Origin of the sequence: Streptomyces sp. NPDC049577 (assembly GCF_040675635.1) — a bacterium.
GTDB lineage: Bacteria > Actinomycetota > Actinomycetes > Streptomycetales > Streptomycetaceae > Streptomyces.
Genome location: NZ_JBFAPH010000092.1, coordinates 1 through 19,473 on the forward strand (window position 1 = coordinate 1; position 19,473 = coordinate 19,473).

26 protein-coding genes are annotated in these 19,473 nt (G+C 70.6%); 15 read left to right on the forward strand and 11 right to left on the reverse strand.

The features are described from left to right. The 7 genes from AB0K09_RS13165 to AB0K09_RS13195 all read left to right on the forward strand — a co-directional run. A partial coding sequence (locus AB0K09_RS13165; protein WP_366065434.1) for a DUF445 domain-containing protein occupies nt 1-1,207 on the forward strand: 1,207 nt, incomplete at its 5' end. Nucleotides 1,208-1,238: 31 nt separating this feature from the next. Continuing rightward, entirely contained in the window at nt 1,239-1,442 is a 204-nt protein-coding gene (locus AB0K09_RS13170) for a DUF3311 domain-containing protein (protein ID WP_366065435.1), read from the forward strand. Continuing rightward, nucleotides 1,439-2,974, forward strand: a complete 1,536-nt coding sequence (locus AB0K09_RS13175; RefSeq protein ID WP_366065436.1) for a sodium:solute symporter family protein — start codon at nt 1,439-1,441, stop codon at nt 2,972-2,974. Before AB0K09_RS13170 ends, AB0K09_RS13175 begins: the two co-directional genes overlap by 4 nt. A gap of 78 nt (nt 2,975-3,052) precedes the next feature. Next, complete coding sequence (locus AB0K09_RS13180) at nt 3,053-3,367, forward strand: DUF6412 domain-containing protein (protein ID WP_366065437.1); 315 nt, start codon at nt 3,053-3,055, stop codon at nt 3,365-3,367. 105 nt (nt 3,368-3,472) lie between these two features. Continuing rightward, nucleotides 3,473-4,228: a membrane protein insertase YidC gene (gene yidC, locus AB0K09_RS13185; RefSeq protein WP_366065438.1), complete on the forward strand. Its 756-nt coding sequence runs from the start codon at nt 3,473-3,475 to the stop codon at nt 4,226-4,228. Between the two features lie 95 nt (nt 4,229-4,323). Next, nucleotides 4,324-5,181 carry a fumarylacetoacetate hydrolase family protein gene (locus AB0K09_RS13190; RefSeq protein WP_366065439.1) on the forward strand — a complete coding sequence of 286 codons (858 nt, stop codon included), beginning with the start codon at nt 4,324-4,326 and terminating at the stop codon, nt 5,179-5,181. A 78-nt stretch (nt 5,182-5,259) separates the two neighbouring features. Continuing rightward, on the forward strand, nt 5,260-5,505 hold the full coding sequence (locus AB0K09_RS13195; protein ID WP_366065440.1) for a hypothetical protein: 246 nt from the start codon (nt 5,260-5,262) through the stop codon (nt 5,503-5,505). Here AB0K09_RS13195 and AB0K09_RS13200 read toward each other — a convergent pair. Next, on the reverse strand, nt 5,481-5,711 hold the full coding sequence (locus AB0K09_RS13200) for a DUF397 domain-containing protein (RefSeq protein ID WP_366065441.1): 231 nt from the start codon (nt 5,709-5,711) through the stop codon (nt 5,481-5,483). The two genes, AB0K09_RS13195 and AB0K09_RS13200, sit on opposite strands and share 25 nt — an antisense overlap. 9 nt (nt 5,712-5,720) lie before the next feature. Beyond that, nucleotides 5,721-6,590: a helix-turn-helix transcriptional regulator gene (locus AB0K09_RS13205; protein WP_366065442.1), complete on the reverse strand. Its 870-nt coding sequence runs from the start codon at nt 6,588-6,590 to the stop codon at nt 5,721-5,723. A 205-nt stretch (nt 6,591-6,795) separates the two neighbouring features. On the opposite strand from AB0K09_RS13205, the gene AB0K09_RS13210 reads away from it, so the two are divergent. Together AB0K09_RS13210 and AB0K09_RS13215 are read left to right on the forward strand one after the other, a co-directional pair. Continuing rightward, complete coding sequence (locus AB0K09_RS13210) at nt 6,796-7,134, forward strand: hypothetical protein (protein ID WP_366065443.1); 339 nt, start codon at nt 6,796-6,798, stop codon at nt 7,132-7,134. After that, complete coding sequence (locus AB0K09_RS13215; protein ID WP_366065444.1) at nt 7,125-7,400, forward strand: DUF6255 family natural product biosynthesis protein; 276 nt, start codon at nt 7,125-7,127, stop codon at nt 7,398-7,400. Before AB0K09_RS13210 ends, AB0K09_RS13215 begins: the two co-directional genes overlap by 10 nt. Nucleotides 7,401-7,405: 5 nt before the next feature. On the opposite strand, the gene AB0K09_RS13220 is transcribed toward AB0K09_RS13215, so the two are convergent. The 3 genes from AB0K09_RS13220 to AB0K09_RS13230 form a co-directional block, all read right to left on the reverse strand. Further along, the gene (locus AB0K09_RS13220; RefSeq protein WP_366065445.1) at nt 7,406-7,900 is read right to left on the reverse strand and encodes a cupin domain-containing protein; all 495 of its coding nucleotides are present in this window, start codon (nt 7,898-7,900) and stop codon (nt 7,406-7,408) included. Between the two features lie 123 nt (nt 7,901-8,023). After that, on the reverse strand, nt 8,024-8,410 hold the full coding sequence (locus AB0K09_RS13225; RefSeq protein WP_366065446.1) for a cupin: 387 nt from the start codon (nt 8,408-8,410) through the stop codon (nt 8,024-8,026). A 17-nt stretch (nt 8,411-8,427) separates the two neighbouring features. Then, entirely contained in the window at nt 8,428-9,876 is a 1,449-nt protein-coding gene (locus AB0K09_RS13230; protein ID WP_366065447.1) for an MFS transporter, read from the reverse strand. Nucleotides 9,877-10,061: 185 nt separating this feature from the next. Between AB0K09_RS13230 and AB0K09_RS13235 the strand changes: the two genes are divergently transcribed. From AB0K09_RS13235 to AB0K09_RS13255, 5 genes are all read left to right on the forward strand, one after another. Further along, nucleotides 10,062-10,751, forward strand: a complete 690-nt coding sequence (locus tag AB0K09_RS13235; RefSeq protein ID WP_366065448.1) for a helix-turn-helix domain-containing protein — start codon at nt 10,062-10,064, stop codon at nt 10,749-10,751. Nucleotides 10,752-10,843: 92 nt separating this feature from the next. Beyond that, complete coding sequence (locus AB0K09_RS13240; RefSeq protein ID WP_366065449.1) at nt 10,844-11,233, forward strand: hypothetical protein; 390 nt, start codon at nt 10,844-10,846, stop codon at nt 11,231-11,233. An 8-nt stretch (nt 11,234-11,241) separates the two neighbouring features. Beyond that, nucleotides 11,242-11,757, forward strand: a complete 516-nt coding sequence (locus AB0K09_RS13245) for a hypothetical protein (protein WP_366065450.1) — start codon at nt 11,242-11,244, stop codon at nt 11,755-11,757. Beyond that, nucleotides 11,754-12,128, forward strand: coding sequence for a peptidase inhibitor family I36 protein (locus AB0K09_RS13250; protein WP_366065451.1), 375 nt, complete (start codon nt 11,754-11,756; stop codon nt 12,126-12,128). The genes AB0K09_RS13245 and AB0K09_RS13250 overlap by 4 nt, the downstream gene beginning before the upstream one ends. Before the next feature lie 91 nt (nt 12,129-12,219). Next, nucleotides 12,220-13,404, forward strand: a complete 1,185-nt coding sequence (locus tag AB0K09_RS13255; protein ID WP_366065452.1) for a GDSL-type esterase/lipase family protein — start codon at nt 12,220-12,222, stop codon at nt 13,402-13,404. Nucleotides 13,405-13,427: 23 nt separating this feature from the next. Here AB0K09_RS13255 and AB0K09_RS13260 read toward each other — a convergent pair whose 3' ends face one another. From AB0K09_RS13260 to AB0K09_RS13275, 4 genes are all read right to left on the reverse strand, one after another. Then, the gene (locus tag AB0K09_RS13260) at nt 13,428-14,600 is read right to left on the reverse strand and encodes a serine hydrolase domain-containing protein (RefSeq protein ID WP_366065453.1); all 1,173 of its coding nucleotides are present in this window, start codon (nt 14,598-14,600) and stop codon (nt 13,428-13,430) included. A gap of 123 nt (nt 14,601-14,723) precedes the next feature. Beyond that, complete coding sequence (locus AB0K09_RS13265; protein WP_366065454.1) at nt 14,724-14,894, reverse strand: hypothetical protein; 171 nt, start codon at nt 14,892-14,894, stop codon at nt 14,724-14,726. Continuing rightward, nucleotides 14,870-15,157: a nuclear transport factor 2 family protein gene (locus tag AB0K09_RS13270; RefSeq protein WP_366065455.1), complete on the reverse strand. Its 288-nt coding sequence runs from the start codon at nt 15,155-15,157 to the stop codon at nt 14,870-14,872. Before AB0K09_RS13270 ends, AB0K09_RS13265 begins: the two co-directional genes overlap by 25 nt. 63 nt (nt 15,158-15,220) lie before the next feature. After that, nucleotides 15,221-15,745, reverse strand: a complete 525-nt coding sequence (locus tag AB0K09_RS13275) for a GNAT family protein (RefSeq protein WP_366065456.1) — start codon at nt 15,743-15,745, stop codon at nt 15,221-15,223. Nucleotides 15,746-16,140: 395 nt separating this feature from the next. Between AB0K09_RS13275 and AB0K09_RS13280 the strand changes: the two genes are divergently transcribed. After that, nucleotides 16,141-16,878, forward strand: a complete 738-nt coding sequence (locus AB0K09_RS13280; RefSeq protein ID WP_366065457.1) for a transglycosylase SLT domain-containing protein — start codon at nt 16,141-16,143, stop codon at nt 16,876-16,878. Nucleotides 16,879-16,954: 76 nt separating this feature from the next. On the opposite strand, the gene AB0K09_RS13285 is transcribed toward AB0K09_RS13280, so the two are convergent. Continuing rightward, the gene (locus AB0K09_RS13285; RefSeq protein ID WP_366065458.1) at nt 16,955-18,544 is read right to left on the reverse strand and encodes a trypsin-like serine protease; all 1,590 of its coding nucleotides are present in this window, start codon (nt 18,542-18,544) and stop codon (nt 16,955-16,957) included. Nucleotides 18,545-18,598: 54 nt separating this feature from the next. Then, nucleotides 18,599-19,084, reverse strand: coding sequence for a hypothetical protein (locus AB0K09_RS13290; RefSeq protein ID WP_366065459.1), 486 nt, complete (start codon nt 19,082-19,084; stop codon nt 18,599-18,601). Nucleotides 19,085-19,473 lie beyond the last annotated feature (389 nt).

Here is a 19,473-nt window from a genome sequence, read left to right on the forward strand (position 1 = left end):
GAAGGCGCTGGCGACCGGGCTGCTGCTGGCCGTCGCCCTGGTCTACGCCCTGGCCACCTGGGCCCGCTCGGCCGGCCTCGGCGGCTGGGCCGGGTACGTGGCGGCCGCCGCCGAGGCCGGCATGGTCGGCGCGCTCGCCGACTGGTTCGCCGTCACCGCCCTCTTCCGGCGGCCGCTGGGCCTGCCCATCCCGCACACCGCGATCATCCCCACCAAGAAGGACCAGCTCGGCCGGAACCTCGGTGACTTCGTCGGTGAGAACTTCCTGCACGGCGACGTCGTCCGGCTGCGGCTGCGCGCCGTCGGCATCGGCTCCCGCCTGGGTGCCTGGCTCTCCCGCCCCGAGCACGCCGACCGGGTGACGGCCGAGCTCGCCACGGCCCTGCGCGGCGCCCTGACCGTGCTGCGCGACGCCGACGTCCAGGCGGTGGTCGGCGAGGCGATCAACCGGCGCGCCGACGCCCAGGAGATCGCCCCCGGCCTCGGCACGATGCTGGAGAAGATCGTCGCGGGCGGCGGTCACCGGCGGGTGGTGGACCTGGTGTGCGTCCGGGCCCACGACTGGCTCGTCGCCCACCAGGACTCCGTGATGGCCGCCGTCACCGGCGGCGCCCCCGGCTGGACCCCGCGCTTCGTCGACCGCAAGGTCGGTGAGCGCGTCTACAAGGAGCTCCTCCGCTTCGTCACCGAGACCCGCGACATGCCCGACCACCCGGCCCGCGGCGCCATCGACCGCTTCCTCGCCGACTTCGCCCACGACCTGCGGCACGACGAGGACACCCGCGCCCGCGTCGAACGCCTGAAGTCCGACACCCTGGCCAGGGGCGAGGTCCAGGACCTCATCGCCTCCGCCTGGTCCTCGGTGCGCGCCATGCTCGTCGCCGCCGCCGAGGACGAGCACAGCGAGCTCCGCCGCCGCACCCGCGCCGCCGTCGTCTCCCTCGGCGCCCGCATGACCGCCGACGACCGCCTCCGCGAGAAGATCGACGGCTGGCTGGAGGACGCGGCGGTCTACGTCGTGACGACCTACCGCGACGAGATCACCCTCCTCATCACCGACACGATCGCCGGCTGGGACGCGGAGCAGACCTCCCGGAAGGTGGAGGCGAACATCGGCCGTGACCTCCAGTTCATCCGCATCAACGGCACGGTGGTGGGAGCACTGGCGGGCCTGTGCATCTACGCGGCGTCGCAACTGGTCATGTGAACCGGCCGGCCACCCCCTAGGGTCGACCGACGTGCTGAAGAAACGTCCCACGCTGCTGTGGCTCCTCGCCCCCTACGTGCTCTACCTCGCCGCCCTGCCCCTCGCCGACAGGGTTCACCCCACCGTCCTGGGGCTCCCGTTCCTGTTCTTCTGGCTGCTGCTGGCGACGTTGCTGACGCCGGCGGCCGTCTACCTCGCCTGGCGCGGTGACCGGAAGCGGCGGAACGCCGCATGAGCAGCAACGCCACCGTCGCCACGACGATCTTCGCCGCCTTCATGCTCCTGACCGTCGCCCTCGGCCTCCTCGCCGTGCGCGGCCGCAAGTCCCGGGCGGAGGGCATCGCCGAGTGGTCCATCGGCGGCCGCAGCTTCGGCACCGTCCTCATCTGGGTCCTCATGGCCGGCGAGGGCTACACCAGCTTCAGCTACCTCGGCGCCGCCGGCTGGGGCTACAACCACGGCGCGCCGGTCCTGTACGTCATCGCGTACCTCTCCTGCGGCTACGCGATCGGCTATCTCGCCGACCCCACCCTGTGGGCGTACGCCCGCCGGCACGGCCTCGTCACCATCACCGACATGGTGGCCCACCGCTACGGCCGCCCCTGGCTCGGCACGCTCGTCGCCGTGCTCGCCACGGTCTGCCTGCTGCCGTACATCCAGCTCCAGATCACCGGCATGGGCGTCGTCGTCGCGACCATCTCCTACGGGGCGATCAGCCTGAACTGGGCGTACTTCATCGCCTTCGCCGTGACGACCGGCTTCGTCGTCGTCAGCGGCCTGCGCGGCAGCGCCTGGGTGTCCGTGCTCAAGGACGTCCTCGTCATCGGCACGCTCGGCTTCCTCGCCGTCTACGTTCCGCTGCACTACTTCGACGGCTACGGCCCCTTCCTGGACCGCCTGGTGGCGGAGAAGCCCGCCTGGCTGACCCTCGGCGGCCACGGCGGCAGCGGACTGAACGGCACCTGGTTCGCGACCACGAGCCTCCTCAACTCGCTGACGGTCGTCATCTTCCCGACCACCGTCGCCGGTTACCTCGGCGCCCGCGACGCCGACGCGCTGCGGCGCAACGCCATGCTGCTGCCGTTCTACAACGTGCTGCTCTTCGTCCCGATGCTGCTCGGCCTCGCCGCGCTCCTCGTGGTGCCGGGACTGACCGGCGCCGGCTCCAACCTCGCCCTCTTCAAGCTCGTCGTCGACTCCCTGCCCGCCTGGGCGGTCGGTGTGACGGGCGTGGCGGCAGCGCTCTCCTCCATCGTGCCGATGGCCGTCTTCATGCTGGTCATCGGCACGATGTGGGGACGCAGCGTGCTCGGCGTCGTGCCGGCCCTGACCGGCCGCCCGCGGCGGCAGCGGCTGGCCGCGCAGGTGGTCGTGGTCGTCGCGGGCGCGCTCGCGCTCGTCATGACGTACGCGGCACCGAACACGCTGGTACGGCTGTCGCTCATCTCGTACGAGGGCATGGCCCAGCTCGTCCCGATGATCCTGCTGGGCCTGATGTGGCGGAAACTGACGCTGTGGGGCGCGCTCAGCGGCCTGGTGGCGGGCGGGACGCTGGTGTGCGCGCTGGTCTTCACCGGCAACGACCCCCTGTGGGGCGGGGTGAACGCGGGCGCGCTGGCGCTCGGCGTGAACCTGGCGGTGGCGCTGGCGGTGTCCTGGCTGGGCCCGGAGCCGGCGGACCCGCGGCCGGACGAGGAGGTGCTGGCCACGGACGACCCGGTCGCGGGGCCCGGCCCCTCGGAGTCCGTTGTCGGTGGCAGGGGTTAGCATCGTCGAAAGCCCGGACGTTCGGACTTTCCGGGCTGACGGAACGACAGACACTGTGGGAGCGGGGGGAGCTGACGCATGAACATGAAGGCCGAGTTCCGTACGTACGTCAGTGTCCTGCTCCTCCTGCTGGCCGGGCTGCTGCCGGCCCAGGGCGGCCTGCTGAGTACCGTCGCCCTCGCCGCGACCGCCGTGGTCTCCGCGGCGGCGGCCCTGCTGCTCTGCGCGGCGCTCGCCGCGGCGCGGGGCGGCGGGCCCCTCACCCCCACGCGCATACGCACCGCGATACGGGACCGGGAACTGCGCACGGCCTTCCTCGCCCAGCGCGATCCCGACGCCCGGGGCCGCCGACGGCCCCGGGCACCCGGCCGTCCCCTCCCGACGGCCGCGTAGGCGCCTCCGCGCGCCGCGCGCGGCTCGTCACGCCGAATCCCCGCACGCCGGCCTCCCGGCCGGCGTGCCCCGGCACGACGAGACCCCGTGGAGGGTTGACCACCCATGTCCTTCTTCGCACCCCTCGGCTCGCTCCTCACCCACCTAGCCGACACCCTCGAACCGCTCTTCGGCGCCTCCTCGGCGGCCGCCGCGATCGTCGCCCTGACCCTGTGCGTACGACTCGCCCTGCACCCGCTGGCCCGCTCGGCCGCCCGCGGCGAGCGCCGGCGCGCCGCGCTCGCGCCCCGCGTCGCCGAGCTGAAGCGCAGGCACAAGAAGGATCCGGAGCGGCTCGTGCAGGCCGTGAACGACCTGCACCGCAAGGAGGGCGTGTCCCCGCTGGGCGGGATCCTGCCGACGCTCGCCCAGCTGCCGTTCTTCTTCGTCCTCTACCACCTCTTCTCGACCGGCTCGGGCGCCGGCGACCTCCTCGACCACCGGCTGCTCGACGCGCCCCTCGACGGCCGCTGGGCGGACGCGCTCGGACACGGCGGGCCGTTCGGGGCCGCCGGCCTCGTCTACCTGGGCGTCTTCGCGCTCGTCGCGGCGGTCGCCGGCATGTCCTACCGGCGCAACCGCCGCGCGGCCGCCGCGCTTCCGGCGCCGGACGCGCCCGGCATGGCGGGCCTGACGAAGGTCATGCCGCTGCTCTCCTTCGGCACGCTGATCACCGTCGCGGTCGTACCGCTCGCCGCGGCGCTCTACGTCGTGACGAGTACGACATGGAGCGCCGTCGAACGAGCGTTCCTCGTGCCGGTGCCCGCAGGGCCCGCAGAGCGCGCGGAGGCGCGCGTTCAGCAGCGCACTTCCGCCAAATAGGGGAGATTCACCGTCCGAAAGGAGGCTTGCGGAGAGGGCCTCCGTTCTTGGAGCATCTGCCCGGGGCCGACTTATCGACTACGGGAGTTGTGGCAATGAAGCTGCTGCGCGTCGGGCCCATGGGGGCGGAACGCCCGGCACTGTTGGACGAGGAGGGCACCCTCCGCGACCTCTCGGGCCTCGTCCCGGACGTCGACGGCGCCCTCCTCGGCGACGAGGCCGCCCTCGACCGTGTCCGCGCGGCCGTCGGCGCCCGCGTCCTGCCGGTCCTCGACGGCCGGGGCCTGCGGATCGGCCCGCCACTGGCCCGCATCGGCAAGATCGTCTGCGTCGGCCTCAACTACCGCGACCACGCGGCCGAGCTCGGCGCGCCGGTCCCGGCCGAGCCGGTGCTCTTCATGAAGGCCCCCGACACGGTCGTCGGCCCGGACGACACCGTGCTCGTCCCGCGCGGCAGCGACAAGACCGACTACGAGGTCGAGCTCGCGGTCGTCATCGGCCGCACCGCCCGCTACCTGCGCACCCGGGAGGAGGCCCTCGCCGCCGTCGCCGGCTACGCCATCACCAACGACGTCTCCGAACGTGCCTTCCAGGCCGAGCGCGGCGGTCAGTGGGACAAGGGCAAGAACTGCGAGACCTTCAACCCGCTCGGCCCCTGGCTGGTCACCGCCGACGAGATCCCCGACCCGCAGGCCCTCGGCCTGCGCCTGTGGGTCAACGGCGAACCCCGGCAGAACAGCAGCACGGCCGAACAGATCTTCCCGGTCGCCTGGGTGGTGCGCTACGTCAGCCAGTTCATGACCCTCTACCCCGGCGACGTCATCAACACCGGCACCCCGGCGGGCGTGGCGGTCGGCGCCCCCGACCCCAAGCCGTACCTGCGGGCCGGGGACGTGGTGGAACTCGAGATCGACGGCCTGGGCCGCCAGCGGCAGGAGCTCAAGAACGCGTGACCCCCGTCCGGGGAGGTTTTGGCCGGAGCGCCGCGTGTGCTCCGGCCCGTGGCGAATTGCGCATGCTTATCGTCGTACATGCGCAAGAAATGGCGTCTGCTGATCCGCACGGCGGCGAGCGCCCTGGCGGCCACGGTGCTCCTGTGCGCGTGCACGCTCCCCACGGCCGGCCACGGCGCCGACCGGGCGGCCCCGGGCGCCGGCCACGAACCACCCCGCCCGGGCCCACCACTGGGCCGGACCGTGGTCCTGGGGCTGGGGCTGATGGCCACGGGGGCGGGGATGGGGCTGGTGGTTCTCTACCGGTCCAGAAGGGAGGGATGACCCGCGATCAGTCCTCGCCTCACCGCGCCGACGAACGTGGACCAGGTCCGGGGGGTGAAGAGGAACGCCCCGCGTTCCCGGTCCTTGCTGTCGCCGACGGCGACCAGGCCGTCGGTGGTCAGCTGGAATTCGACGCAGTCCTGGTTCTGATCATCGCTGTACGAAGACTTGCGCCACGCTCGTGTCGGCAGGTTGCGGCGTATCACGGGGCTACCTCACTGTCGTTCAAGTCCACGAATGATCGCTGCCATCAGATCGAGGGACTGCTGCGCCGAAAGCGCAGTGGCGAGGAGGTGCTGCCAGGCCCTCCGGTACTTCGCGACCGTCTCATCCTCCTCCTCCAGGTAGAGCGCGCCGTCGAGGTGCTGAATCGACACCACGTCGAGGTTCAGCGGAGCTGAGTGGGAGAAGAGCGCGAAGGAGCCTCCCGTAGCGGTAAACACGGGCTCGGTGAATGGAATGACCTGCACTGTCACCTTGGGTGCACGGCTCATCTCGATGAGATGCCGCAACTGATCCGCCATCGTTCTTGGTCCGCCCACCTGCTGCCGGACGGCACCTTCCAGCATGATGCACAAATAGTCCGGCGGATTCTCCCGCTGGAAGATTTCCTGCCGTCCCATGCGCAGATCGAGGTAGAATTCGAGTTCTGCCTCCGGCAGTAAGGGATCGCTGCCGGTCATGACTGCGGTGGCATAAGACCTCGTCTGCAGAAGGCCCGGAACGACTTGGGTCTGAAACGCGCGGATCTCCGCCGCATCCGATTCCAGCGTAAGCGTTTCCTTGAGGGCCGGCGGCAAGGGTTCACCGAACTTGCGCCACCAACTTCTCTTCCGTTCCTCCAGCGCCAGGGCGACCAGCCACTCCCGAGTCCTCCCGTCCTCGACCTCGTAGAGGTCGAGCAGCGTTTCCAGCTCCAGCCGGGTGACACGGTGCCGGCCCGTCTCGATCCGGCTGATCTTGCTGGTGTCGCCGTGGATGGCCACGGCCGCCTCCCCGGACGTGACCTGCGCCGTCTCCCTCAGTCCCTTGAGCGCCGCGCCCAGCTTCCGGCGCCGGGCCGTGCGGTTCGCCTGTTGCCCCAAGCCGTCCTCCCCGCCGTCCTACCGCTTGGTGCACACCGTAGCGGCGGGCCCGGAGCTGCAACTTGTAGTGCTGCAATTTGTAGCTCCGCAATTTGAAGTTTGAAACGCCCTCGCGAGCTGGTGCATCGTGGGTCCGCGGCGATCGGCAACGCCGCGGCAACCGGCGTCAGTTGGCGTGCATTCGTTGTGGGGATGGTGCTGCGGGATGGCGTACAGGATCGGCGCGTACGTGATAGACACCCGTGAAGGGCGAATCGCGCAGGTCGTCGGCGGTGAAGGCAAACGCACGCGGGTCCAGCGGCCCGGCGGCGGGCTGGAATGGGAAGTCCCTTTCTCCGCCCTCCGCCTGGCGACCCGTGAGGAGCGGGAGGCAGCGGGGATCCGAAGCCCCGCCGGATGTCGCACGTGTGCCGAACTCGAAGCCGGCCAGCGGAGTTCCGTATCGAGCGGCAGCAGGGCGCGGGCGATCAACGCGACGATCGCCCTCGCCCGGCACCGCGAGCAAGCTCATACCGAGGAGAAGGAGAACGCGTCATGGCAATGAACCGGCGAGCCGACACCTGCCGCCACAGCGCCGGCTGGGCGCACGGCAACGGCGAATCCCGCTGCAACGACTGCGGCACGCGCCGCTTCACAGACTACGGCGCGGTGCGCCTCCGCGAGCGCCCGGAGCCCGTACGCCCCGCCAACCCAGAGAAGGCCGACCGTGCCGCCGCGCTCTGGATCGCGAAGACGTGCTGGTGGCGCTACAGAAGCGCCTGGGGCACGAGCGAGCGCGACCGCTGGCCCGCGTACGGCAGGGCGGCCTAGGGCGGTTACGCGCCGAGCGCCGCGTTCCAGACCGGGCTGTCCACGTAGTGGTTGTCGAACCGCTCCGAGGACTCCTTGATCTCCTCGGGGCTCGCCTCACCGCGCATGACCCGGCCCAGCAGGCGCAGGTAGTCGAAGCGGGCCATGCCGGGCGTGAAGACGAACAGGACGTCGGCCGTGTGCCCCGGCGCGGCGGCGAAGGCGTGCGGGGTGTTCGGCGGGACGAGGAGGAAGTCACCGCCGTTCAGCACCTTGATCTCCTCGTCCACCAGCACCCGCAGCGAGCCGTCGATGACGAAGAAGAGCTCGGCAGCGCGGGTGTGGAAGTGCGCCGGCGCGCCGACGGCCCCCTCGGCGAAGGTGGAGCGGTAGCTGGTGAGGAGACCGCCGGTGGTGTCGGAGTCGGCCAGCAGCGTCATGACGCTGCTGGGGTCGCTCGTGGTCTCGGCCTCGGCAGCCCGGGTGAGGACGGCGGCGAAGTCGGCGTTCTTGCTGGTCACGGTTGGTGTTCCCCCTTGGTGGTACGGCTTGTTGATCACAATAGGGGTCCGCGACGCCGAAAGAATGGTGCAATTCCGCGCCGGACACGTGGGCCAATTCCTTCCTGCGCCCGGCGGTACGCCTCAGGCGGTGCGGCGTTCCAGCCGGGAGCCGTGGGGCAGGGTCACCGACATGAGGTCGGTGGGCCCGTCCAGTTCGATGCGGTGCCAGCGGCCGCGCGGCACGATGCAGCCGGTGCCGGAGGTCAGCGCGACCATCTCCTCCTCGTCGTCGGGCTGCTGCGCCCGGAGGTAGAGCCGCATCGCACCGGACAGGCAGCAGACCAACTCGTCGGCGGAGTGGTGGATTTCCCAGTGGTCGGCGTGCACGTCCTCGTCGGTCTCCGCGTGGAACGTCGCCAGCTGCCAGCCCTCCAGGCCGTCGGTCATCCTGAACTCGTCGTCGAGCATGCTTCCGTCCGGGTGGAAGCGGATCACGCGGGCGAAGATGTCGAGGGCGGTGGGGGTCATGGTTGCTCCTCTGCTGATCAATGGGGTCGGTTGCGGGTGGGAAGCGGATCGGCCTGCACGGGCCGGCCGGTCCGGCGGAGGACGGTGACGGCGATGAGGACGGCGGTGAGCAGCAGCGCGGCGCCGAGGGTCAGTCCGAGTGCGTAGCCGTCGTCGAGGGCCTCGGGCGTGACGGTCCGGCCGGTGCGGTGCTGGGCCGTGGTGCCGAGGGCGGCGAGTCCGAGCGAGGCGCCGATCTGGCGTGAGCTGTTGAGCAGGCCGGAGGCGGTGCCGGTCTCGTGGGGGGCGACGCCGGCGGTGGCGGTGGAGACGACCGGTCCGAGGCAGAGCCCGAATCCGGTGCCGGCGGCGACCGAGGGTCCGAGGACGTCGGTGACGAAGGTGCCGTCGGGGCTGATCAGACCGAACCAGGCGAACCCGGTCGCGGTCAGCAGCCCGCCGGCGATCAGCAGGGTTCGGGGAGCGAGACGGTGGCCGAGTACGGCGGCGAGCACGGAGCCGCCGACACCCCCCAGGGCGAACGGCAGGAACATGACGCCGGTCGTCGCCGGTCCCGTCCCTAGGACCTGCTGGAGGTGGAGGGAGACGAAATAGAGGGCCGAGGCCATGGCCGCGCCGAGCAGGAGGTTGAAGGCGTTGGCGCCGGCGACCGAGCGGTTGGCGAACAGGCCGAGCCGGACCAGCGGTTCCCGGCCGGTGGTCCGTTCGACGTGGAGGAACGCGGCCAGCAGTACGGCGGCGGCCACCAGGGTCGTCACGGTGACCGGCGAGGTCCACGCGTACTGATCGGTGCGGACGACGCCGAACACCAGCAGGGTCGTGCCCGCCGTGGCCAGGACGGCACCGAGGACGTCCGGACGGCCGCCGCGCGCGCCCGGCGGACCGGGGGCGATGCCGCGCGAGGCGAGGCCCAGCGCGCAGGCGGCCATGGGTACGTTCACGAACATCACCCAGCGCCAGCCGGCGTACTGCGTGAGGAGGCCGCCCGCGAGGACGCCGAGGGCGCCGCCCGCGGCGTTCATCGCGCTCCACACCCCGAAGGCCCGGACGCGGGCCCGGCCCGCGGGGAACGTCGCCGTCAGCACGGCCAGTGCGGCCGGGGCCAGCGCGGCGGCCCCGATGCCCTGGACGGCGCGGGCCGTGACGAGATGGCCGGGTGCCTGGGCGAAGCCGCCGGCGAGCGAGGCGAGCCCGAAGAGACCGAGCCCGGACAGCAGGACCCGCTTGCGGCCGTACCGGTCGGCGGCCTTGCCGCCCAGCAGGAGCAGCCCGCCGAAGGCCAGGGCGTAGGCGTGGATCACCCAGGTCAGGCCGGCCGCGGTGAAGCCGAGGCCGGCGGCGATCCGGGGGAGTCCGACGTTCACGACCGACAGGTCCAGCGACACCATGAACTGCACGACGGCCACCGCGGCCAGCGTGAGCCCGGGGCGTGCGGTCGAACCGTGCGTCGCCGAAGTGCGGGTCACCGAAGTGCGGGTCACCGATGGGTGCGTCATCGAATCATGCGTCATCCGCGGACTCCGTCCCGGACGTCGTCCCTAACTTTTCGAACATGTTCCGAAAGTAGCATCCAGGAGGGGTGCCGGGAACACCCAAGGCGGAATCCGCACCGGCTTCGCGGTGGCCGGAGGCGGGACGGCATGATGGGGCGATGCCCCGACCACCCGCATCGCACGGTCGTACCGGCCGGCCGCCCCTGACCTCGCGCGCGCAGATCCTTCAGGCGGCGCGCCGGCTCATCGACCGTGACGGCTGGGAGAAGCTGACCATTCGCCGGCTCGCGGCGGAGATCGGTGTCGGGGCGACGACGCTGTACCACCACATCCGCAACAAGGAGGACCTGCTGGTCCTCCTGCTCAACCACTACATCGAGCAGATCGAACGCCCGGACCTGCCCGACGACCCGCGGGAGCGCATCGTCGCGTCCGCCACCGCGATGCACGACGCGCTCGCGGCCTGGCCGTGGGCCGCCGAGATCCTGACCGTCGACGGGTTCGTCGGCCTGCTCGACGAATCGGCGCTGTGGATGGTCGAGGCGATCGTGGCCGGAGCCGGGGACTGCGGCTGCACCCCCGCCCAGGCCGTCGACGTCTTCCGTGATGTCTGGTACTACACGGTCGGCGAGATCCTCGTCCGCGCACACTCGGCCCACCGGCGCACCGACGCCGAGTCCTCGGTCGTTCGCGAGGCCTCCTTCGCCGCCCTCGACGCCTCCCGGGTCCCCAGCCTGGCCGCCATCGGCGTCCGGTGGCCCGTCCTGGCCGCACGCGACACCTACCCGCGGGGCCTCCGCGTGCTCGTGACCGGTCTGCTCGCCCAGGCCGCCGCGGACAGGGGTTAGTCACCTTTACAGGTGATAGTGGGCGTACCCGAGCAAACCATGGGAAGGGTGACGGTGCCCACGCCGAACGCTGCCACTCGGGGACCTTCCGCATGCGCCAACTCACCGTTGTCACGGCCGCCTTGGCGGCTGTCCTCGCCGCCTCCCTCGCCGTACCCGCCGCCGCGACGGCGCCGGCGAGGCACGGGCGCGCCGTACCGCCCGGCCAGGTGTACTTCTGGCCCGGGCCCAACCAGATGGGCTCGGGCGGCGCCTGGGCCTACACCCCGCCCGGCTACCGCGAGGCCGATGCCCGCCTGAAGCGGCACGCCTACTCCTTCGACTCCCACGCGCGCGTCACCGTCTACGCCATCAGCCACCAAGGCGGCGGAGTCTGCCTCTACCGGGCCATCCGCCCGGACGACTACGACAACAACTGGACCGCCTGGGCGACGAAGTTCGACGGTGTCAGTGACACCACCATGGGCTGCGAGCCGGGCTGACCCCGCGGATGCGCTCCCGTGCAGCGGCCGCCGGACTGCTGGCCGGGCTCCTCCTCACCGGTTGCTCGACCCCGGAACCGCGGCAGCCCGCTCCCGACGAGGTGATCAAGGCGGCCACCCGGCTTCTGACCGACGCCTGCCTCACCCGCCAGGGACTCACGCCCCCGCGGCCGGGGCAGACCGCACCCTCGGCCCCCGATCAACAGCGCGTCACCGACGCGCTCTTCGGCCGGCCCCCGGCCGAGCTCACCGTCACCCTGTCCACCGGCTACGTCGTCCGCGCCCACACCGACGGCTGCCTGGCCGCCGCCCAGCAGCGGCTCTACGGCGACCAGCGCCGCTGGTTCCGCGCGTCCGTGATCGTCAACAACCTCCGGGCCGAAGCCGACCACACCCACCGCGGCCTCGCCGAGGTCCGCGACCGGCACCGCGCCGACCTCGCCGAGTGGCGGCGGCTGCGCGCCCACGCCCTCACCGAAGCGACCACCCTGCTCGACCGACCACCACCCGAGGGAGACTCATGAAGCGCCTCACCGCTCTCCTCACGGCCGGCCTGATCTCCGCCGGCGCCGTCCTCGCCACCACGGCCGCCGCCGAGGCTTCGGCACCCTGCCGCAGCGGCTACTTCTGCGTCTGGACGAACGCCAGTTTCGACGGCATGAAGATCGAGCACAGCGGCGACGACCACTGGTGGGAGGGCGACATGTTCAAGCACGACTCGTCGTGGGCGAACCACGGCGTCTCCGGGCCGGGCGTCAAGGACCACGTCAAGGTCTACCAGGGCCGTGAGCTGACGGGCCGCGTCACCCTCTGCCTCGCCCCCGGCCAGGAGGTCGGGTACAACCAGGGCGCGAACGACCAGGGCGGCTCCCACACCTGGACATCCCGCTGCTGATACCCGCCCGAGACCGTTCCGCGGGGCCCGCCGATAGGGTGGTGTGGCCCCGTTGAACGGGGTTGAACGGGTGGGACGCGAGGAGGCCGACGTGACCGACGTGACCGATGTGAACGACCTGACGGGCTGGACCAGCACCCCCATCGACTCCCGCATCCTGCGCGGCGCCCTCGACGTGGAGCACACCGCGCGCGGCGTGCTGCCGCACCGGCTGCCCGCCCGGGCGCGGAAGCAGTTCCCCGACCCGTACCTGGCCTCGGTCGAGGCCCAGCCCTCCGGCGTACGGCTCGCCTTCCGCACCCGGGCCACCGCCGTCGAACTCGACGTGCTCGCCACCAGGACCGTCTACGAGGGCGTCCCGGCCCGCCCGGACGGCTCGTACGACCTGCTCGTCGACGGCCGGCAGACCGGGCGGGCGAGCGCGCCCGGTGGCAACGTCCACGTCGTCGACATGCTCACCGGCTCGACGAGCGCCCGCCCCGGGCCGCCCGGCACCGTCCGGTTCACCGGACTGCCCGCCAAGGAGAAGGACGTCGAGATCTGGCTGCCGCAGTCCGAGGTCACCGAGCTGATCGCGCTGCGCACCGACGCCCCGGTGGCGCCCGTACCGGACCGCGGCCGCAAGGTCTGGCTGCACCACGGCAGTTCGATCAGCCACGGCTCCAGCGCCGACAGCCCGACCGCGACCTGGCCGGCGCTCGTCGCCGCCCTCGGCGGCGTCGAGCTGATCAACCTGGGCTTCGGCGGCAACGCCCTGCTCGACCCGTTCACGGCACGCGCCATGCGGGACACCCCCGCGGACCTCATCAGCGTCAAGATCGGCATCAATCTGGTCAACCTGGACCTGATGCGGCTACGCGCCTTCGCGCCCGCCGTCCACGGCTTCCTCGACACGGTCCGCGACGGTCACCCGACCACGCCGCTGCTGGTCGTCTCGCCGGTCCTGTGCCCCATCCACGAGAACACGCCGGGCCCCGGCGCCCCGGACTTCTCGGGCGAGGGCCTGCGTTTCAAGGCCCTCGGCGACCCGTCGGACCGCACCCGGCTGACGCTCACCACCATCCGGGACGAGCTCTCCCGTCTCACGGCACAGCGGGCGGAGGAAGACCCACACCTCCACTACCTGGACGGCCGCGCCCTCTACGGCGAAGAGGACTTCGCCGAACTGCCCCTGCCGGACGCGCTCCACCCGGACACGGCGGGCCACCGCCGCATCGGCGAACGCTTCGCGAAGCACGCGTTCACGGCGGGCGGCCCGTTCGCCCTGGACGGCTAGAAGGCGCTGTTCAGCGGTGCTGTTCAGCGGCACAGGGCCGTGTCCACGACACGCTCGGCATGCTTCATGGCCGCCGGGTCGGTGGGCTGGATGGTCACCGCGACGCTGGCGGCGCGGCCTTCGTCGGTGACACCGCCACGGGTCTCGTAGCCCGTGGTGCTGCCGCCGTGGCCCCAGGAGACACCGCCGCACGACAGCGGCGTGCTCACGAGCCCGAGTCCGTAGCGGGCGCCGGGGGCGAAGGGGTGTCCGGCGGGCACGGTGGTGCGCATCTGGGCGAGCTGGGCTGCCGGAAGGAGGCGGCCGGCCAGGAGCGCGGTGAAGAACCGGTTGAGGTCGGAGTTCGTGGAGATCATCTGGCCTGCCGCCCAGCCCCAGGAGGGGTCCAGTTCCGTGACGTCGCGCAGGGGCGCGCCTGCTGAATCCCGGGAGTAGCCCCGTGGGTGCGGTTCCCGGATGGTGACGTCACCCGGGGCGGGGAAGTAGGTGTGGCGCAGCCCGATGCGCTTGATGATGCGCCGGTCCATCTCCTCGGCCAAGGGGCGTCCGGTGACCTTCTGGACGATCAGGCCGGCCAGCACGTAGTTCGTGTTGCTGTATTCCCACGCCGTCCCGGGGGCGAAGTCGGCCTTGTGCCGGAGAGCGATGCCGAGGAGATCGCGAGGGGCGTAGTACCGGACGTCCTCGCCGAGGTGCTTGACGTAGTCGGGAAGTCCGCTGGTCTGCTGGAGGAGCTGCCGGACGGTGATACAGCGCCCGTCGATCCCCTCTCCGCGTACGAGGCCTGGCAGATAGGTGTCGACCGGGGCGTCGAGACCGATCCTCCCTTCACCGACCAGTTGCAGTACGAGGACCGCGGTGAACGTCTTGGTGTTGCTGCCGATCCGCACCTGACCGTGGGCGGGCACTTCCGAGCCGGTGGCCAGGTCGCCGAGCCCCGCGGTGTAGGTACGGGTGCGGCCTTCGCGGTCCTTGACGCTCGCCAGCGCGGCGGGCACGCCATAGGAACGCACCAGCGTGTTCAGGCCCTGCCGGACGGTGTCCTGCCTGGTGGCGGCAGAGGCCGGGGCCGGCGCCAGGGCACTCGCAGCCACAACGCCGACGGCCACCGCGACCACGGCCGGTAAGGTTCTGCACCGGCCGCCCTGCCGCCCGGAAGAACGAAACCTCTGCCTTGTCTGCTCCTGCTCACGCATGGGCCACTCCTGTCGGAATATGGGGAAGACAGCGGTACGTGCCGGTCCCAGCATGTCCGGACGCGGCCGCCCGGGCGATCCGGCTACCCGCCCGACCCGGGGTAGGGCTGGCCTCCGGTGCGCTCAGCCCTGGCGGACCTCGTGTTCGAGGATGCGGGTGACGGCGGCGGTGTCCCAGTAGAACGGCCGGATCTCCGCGATCCGGCCGTCGCGGACCGTGAACAGCTGCATGACCGAGGTCTCCAGCCGGCGCCCGTTGCCGTGCGCGGTCAGCGTGCCCCGGTTGAAGACCACCGCGCTGCCCCGTCGACCATGAAGCGCTGCTCCAGGAACTCCAGGGCGCTCCAATGGCGGCTCATCTCCGCCATGAACCGCTCGACACCGGCGGGGCCCCGGTACACGCCTCCGTAGGGGAGGCCCTTCGCCTGGTGGAGGACCACATCGGGGGTGAGGCAGTCCGCCATGTCGTCGAACCTCGCGTGGCCCGGCCCGCCGGCCGCCAGATACGCGGACTCGGCCGCGAAGAGCCGCTCGAGAACGTTCAGCGTCTTGGTCATACGTCCATCGTGGTGACCTTGCCGCCGGAGGACCGGCGGTGATCGGACGTCGTGCCCGTGGTTCTAGCGGAGCTCCCCCTCCAGCAGCCCCATGGTGAACTGGTCGTACCACTTCCCGTCACGCCGGAACGCCTCGCGCAGCCGCCCCTCCTCGGTGAAGCCCACCTTCCGGTAGACGCCGACGGCGGCGTGGTTCTCGGTGACGACGGTCAGCGAGATCCTGTGCAGGCGCATCTTGTCGAAGCCGTAGCGGCATATCGTGCGCATGGCGTCGGTGGCGTACCCGCGACCCCAGTAGTCCTTCTCGCCGATGTAGATGTCCAGCTCGGCGCGCCCCCTCTCCGGCTCGACGTCGCGCAGCCGGACCAGACCGATGAGCTTGCCGTCGCCCAGGGCCTCGACGCCGTACAGCACCTCCCCGTACGCGTTGGGCGGCATCTCCTCCAGCCGCTTCCGCACCTGCGCCAGGGGCTGGGCGTAGTCGTCGAACATCCAGCGCATGACCTCGGGGTCGTGGTTCCACCTCCACAGCGCCTCGGCGTCCGACGGCTCCATGGCACGCAGCTTTACGAGGTCTCCGAGCACCATGCGGGTTCCTTCCCGGGATGTCTGTGGTGAGCTCGCCAGTCGTAGCACGCGGCGAGCGCCGTGATCGACCGAATATCCGGGGGGCCCGCGCAGCGCATCGCATGCGCTCAATGGCAGGGCGTGAGGAGGAATGCGGCCGGGTGTGAGGCGGGGCATAGGGCGTGGGTCACATACGCCCTCGGCTAGTGATAAGCGGTGCGCGTTTTTGGGGGCTTCGGGATGTTTGTCCTGGGGTTTTCTACGTTGTGGGGTCGTAGGTCACAGTCTTGTCGGGGGTTTTGGGCGCCGCTAACAATGGCTGAGTCGCACGGCGCCGTCGACCGAGAAACGGCGCTTTTTCTTGCGCCAGGTACGGCCACTGCGACGTTCGCGATTGGAAGAGGTTCAGCTCAGTTATGCGCTCCACCCACTCCGGTTATACCCGTCTGACCAAGGCCCACAAGATCTCCGCCACCGGTATCGCTGCCGCGTCGATCGCGGCGGCTGCGTTCGCCGCCGTTTCGGCCGGCACCGCCTCTGCTGCGGAGACGCGTCCGGTGAAGACCGTTGCCTGGAATGCCGAGTCGTTCGGTGCGACGCAGCAGGACGAGCTGACCAAGGCTGTCGCGGACGCTGCCGCGCAGGGCAAGACCGAGGCCGCTGCCGTGAAGAAGGCCGCCGCGGACGCCGAGGCGAAGAAGAAGGCCGACGCCGACGCCGCTGCGAAGGCGGACAAGGAGCGCGCCGCCAAGGCTGCCGCTTCCCGTTCGGAGGCCCGCAAGCCGGTCAAGGCCGCTCCCGCCAAGCCTGCCGCTCCGGCGCCGAAGGTCTATGGCGACAATCTGGAGGGCTGGATCGCCCAGGCGCTGGACATCATGCACGCCAAGGGCATCCCCGGTTCCTACGACGGCGTCAAGCGCAACATCATGCGTGAGTCGACGGGTAACCCGAAGGCGATCAACGACTGGGACGTCAACGCGGTGAACGGTGTGCCGTCGAAGGGTCTGCTGCAGATCATCGACCCGACGTTCAAGGCGTATCACGTCGAGGGCACGTCCTGGGACATCTGGGACCCGGTCGCCAACATCGTCGCCTCCTGCAACTACGCGGCCGACAAGTACGGCTCCATGGACAACGTCAACTCCGCGTACTGATCAATCGCAGAGCAGCGCGCAGTGGAGAAAGCGCGGCACTCCCCACGGAGTGCCGCGCTTTTCGTGTACCAGGTGCTCAGCCCGCGAGCTGGATTTCGCCGTGCGTTCCGGCGTAATCGACGCCGGGGTAGTAGCTCAGAGCCCCCGGCGCCCAGCCGATCAGAATGTCGTTGGTGCGCTCGTTCTGGTTCGAGAAGCCGCCGACGGTCAGTGTCTGTGCGTTCTTCCAGGCGGAGCCGACCGGCCTGAGGGTGAGGCGCTGGCTGTAGCCCGAAGCGTTGACGCTGCCGAAGAGGGAGGCGTTGCCGTCCTTCCACAGGATGACCAGATCACCGGTGTTCCCGCCGGTGAACTCACCCGAGCTGATCTGCGCGGCCTCGGTCCAGCCGGGAGGCGACAGCTGGGACTGCTTGCCGATGCCGTTGGTACCGAGGTCGTGGTACAGCGTCGTCGAGCCGTCGTCCCAGAGGACGAGCATGTCGTCACGCAGGGAGTTCGCGGTGTAGCGCCCGGAGGTGATCAGGCGCGCACCCTTCCAGTAGCTGCCGGACGCGCCGAGAACGGTCTCGTTCTTTGCGTCGTACCCGTCGAAATGCTCGAACTTCGAGAGCTTGCCGTCGGCCCAGCGCACGATGAGGCCGTCGATGCCGCTGTCCGTGAACCGCGCACCGGTGATCGCCCGCGTGTCCTTCCAGATACTGCCGGGTTGGGCGATCTTGTACTCGGAGACGAAGGGGTGCTGGAGGTCGTCGTTGTCGGCAGCCTTGAAAATGCTTGCCGAGCCGTCCTTCCACACGACGAAGAGGTCCATGCGGCCCTTGCCGTTGGCGGCCGGCTTGTCGGTGAACCGGCCGGATGCCGTGTACGCCGCGTCCTTCCAGTTGTAGCGGGAAAGGAGCGTGCGGGAGGTCACGGACTGGATCCAGCCCTTGATGTCGTCCACGCGCGTGGCGACCGCATCCCTGCGGGTCTGGGTCTCGTCGGAGCCGAAGCAGCCGGCCTGCCCGGACTGGCTGATGATGCCGACGAGCTCTATGCGGTCCAGTGCGGCGGGGCCGCCGGCATCGCCCTGGCAGACGGCCGCGTCGGCTGATTTGCCGGTGAGACTGAATGACGTGTTGTTGACCTGGCCGACGGTGAACTTGTTGGAGTGCAGCTGGTCCGGCACCCATTCGTCCTTGGTGCGGCCGTACCCGTGGACCTCCAGCTCCTGGCCCTCGGTCGGCGCGTGCTTGGGGAAGAAGGCCGGGATGGTCTTGGCGGCGGCCGGGAGGGGTGAGGCCAGCCGGACCAGCGCCAGGTCCCGGTCGGTCCGCGGGACGATCTCCGCGACGTCCACCACGATGCTGCCCGGCTGGTTCAGGTCCGCGTGTCCGACGGTGGCGGTCGTCTTCAGCTTCGGCGGTCCCGCAGGGACGTCCAGTCCGGTGGCGGGGTTGTCGGCGAAACAGCTGGTCGCGGAGGCCAGCCACTGCTTCTCGATGATCGTCGCGGAGCAGCTGCGCCGGCCGTCGCCGATGTTGAGCTTCGCCACGATCAGGTTGGAGTTGCCGGGTACGGGCGGGCCCGCGACGGCGCCGGCGGGGGCGGCGGTCAGCAGGCCGGCGGCCACCGCCGTCGCGGCGAGGCCCGCCACCCAAGGGAGGCGCGGACGTCTGGTGGGCACGGTTGGATCCTCCTGTGTCAGTGGGTAGTAGTGCGGTGACGTGAGCGGGCCGGATCAGCCGGCGACGCGCAGTTCGAGCACGGCGGCAGTGGTGCCGGCGTCGATCACCTTGTGGCTGTTCTTGGCGATGTCAACGGTCGACGTCGTCCTGCCGTCGACGACGACGCCGGCCTGAAGGGCGTGGTCCCCGGTCACGACGGCGAAGGTGTCCGTGAGACCGAGCGAGAGGAAGCCGCTCCTGCCGCTGCCGGTCACCTTGAAGCAGTACGGGCCTTGATTGCCCTGCTTCCCGACCAGCTGGAAGTCGTTGGGGGAGCCGCAGTCGGTCAGCAGAATGTGACCGTCTCCCTTGCGCAGGTCGATACCGCGTTCCTTAAGGATCTTGGCGGCGTTGGGGTAGTCGAACGTCTCCACGGCGTAAGGCGGATCACCGTCGGCGCCCGGGGCCGCGGTCGCGGTGCCGACGGCGAGGCCGCCCGCGAAGAGCGAGACGGCGGCGAGGATGCCGGGGATCATGCTTTTCGGCATGCGTGTAGCCACGAGGATTCCTTGCGCTTCATGACGCCTTGCAAGCAGGCGTGACGGCCAGGATTCGTGGGGGGAGCCGACAAGCTATCACCCGGTGTCTGTGCGGCGTCCAGGCGTTTTCTCAGCGGCGGTGGCGGATGGCTCAAAAACAGCGGTGCGTCTTGCGTACGAGCGTCTGCGCATCGTGAACGAACGGGCCCTCGGATGTGAGGCGGGGCATATGGCCCGCGTCACCTACGCCCTTCTTTCGTGACGAGCGTTCGCGGGGAAACCGGCCATGGATGAAGTGCCCGGGGTTTTCTACGTTGTGGGGTCGTAGGTCACAGTCTTGTCGGGGGTTTTGGGCGCCGCTAACAATGGCTGAGTCGCACGGCGCCGTCGACCGAGAAACGGCGCTTTTT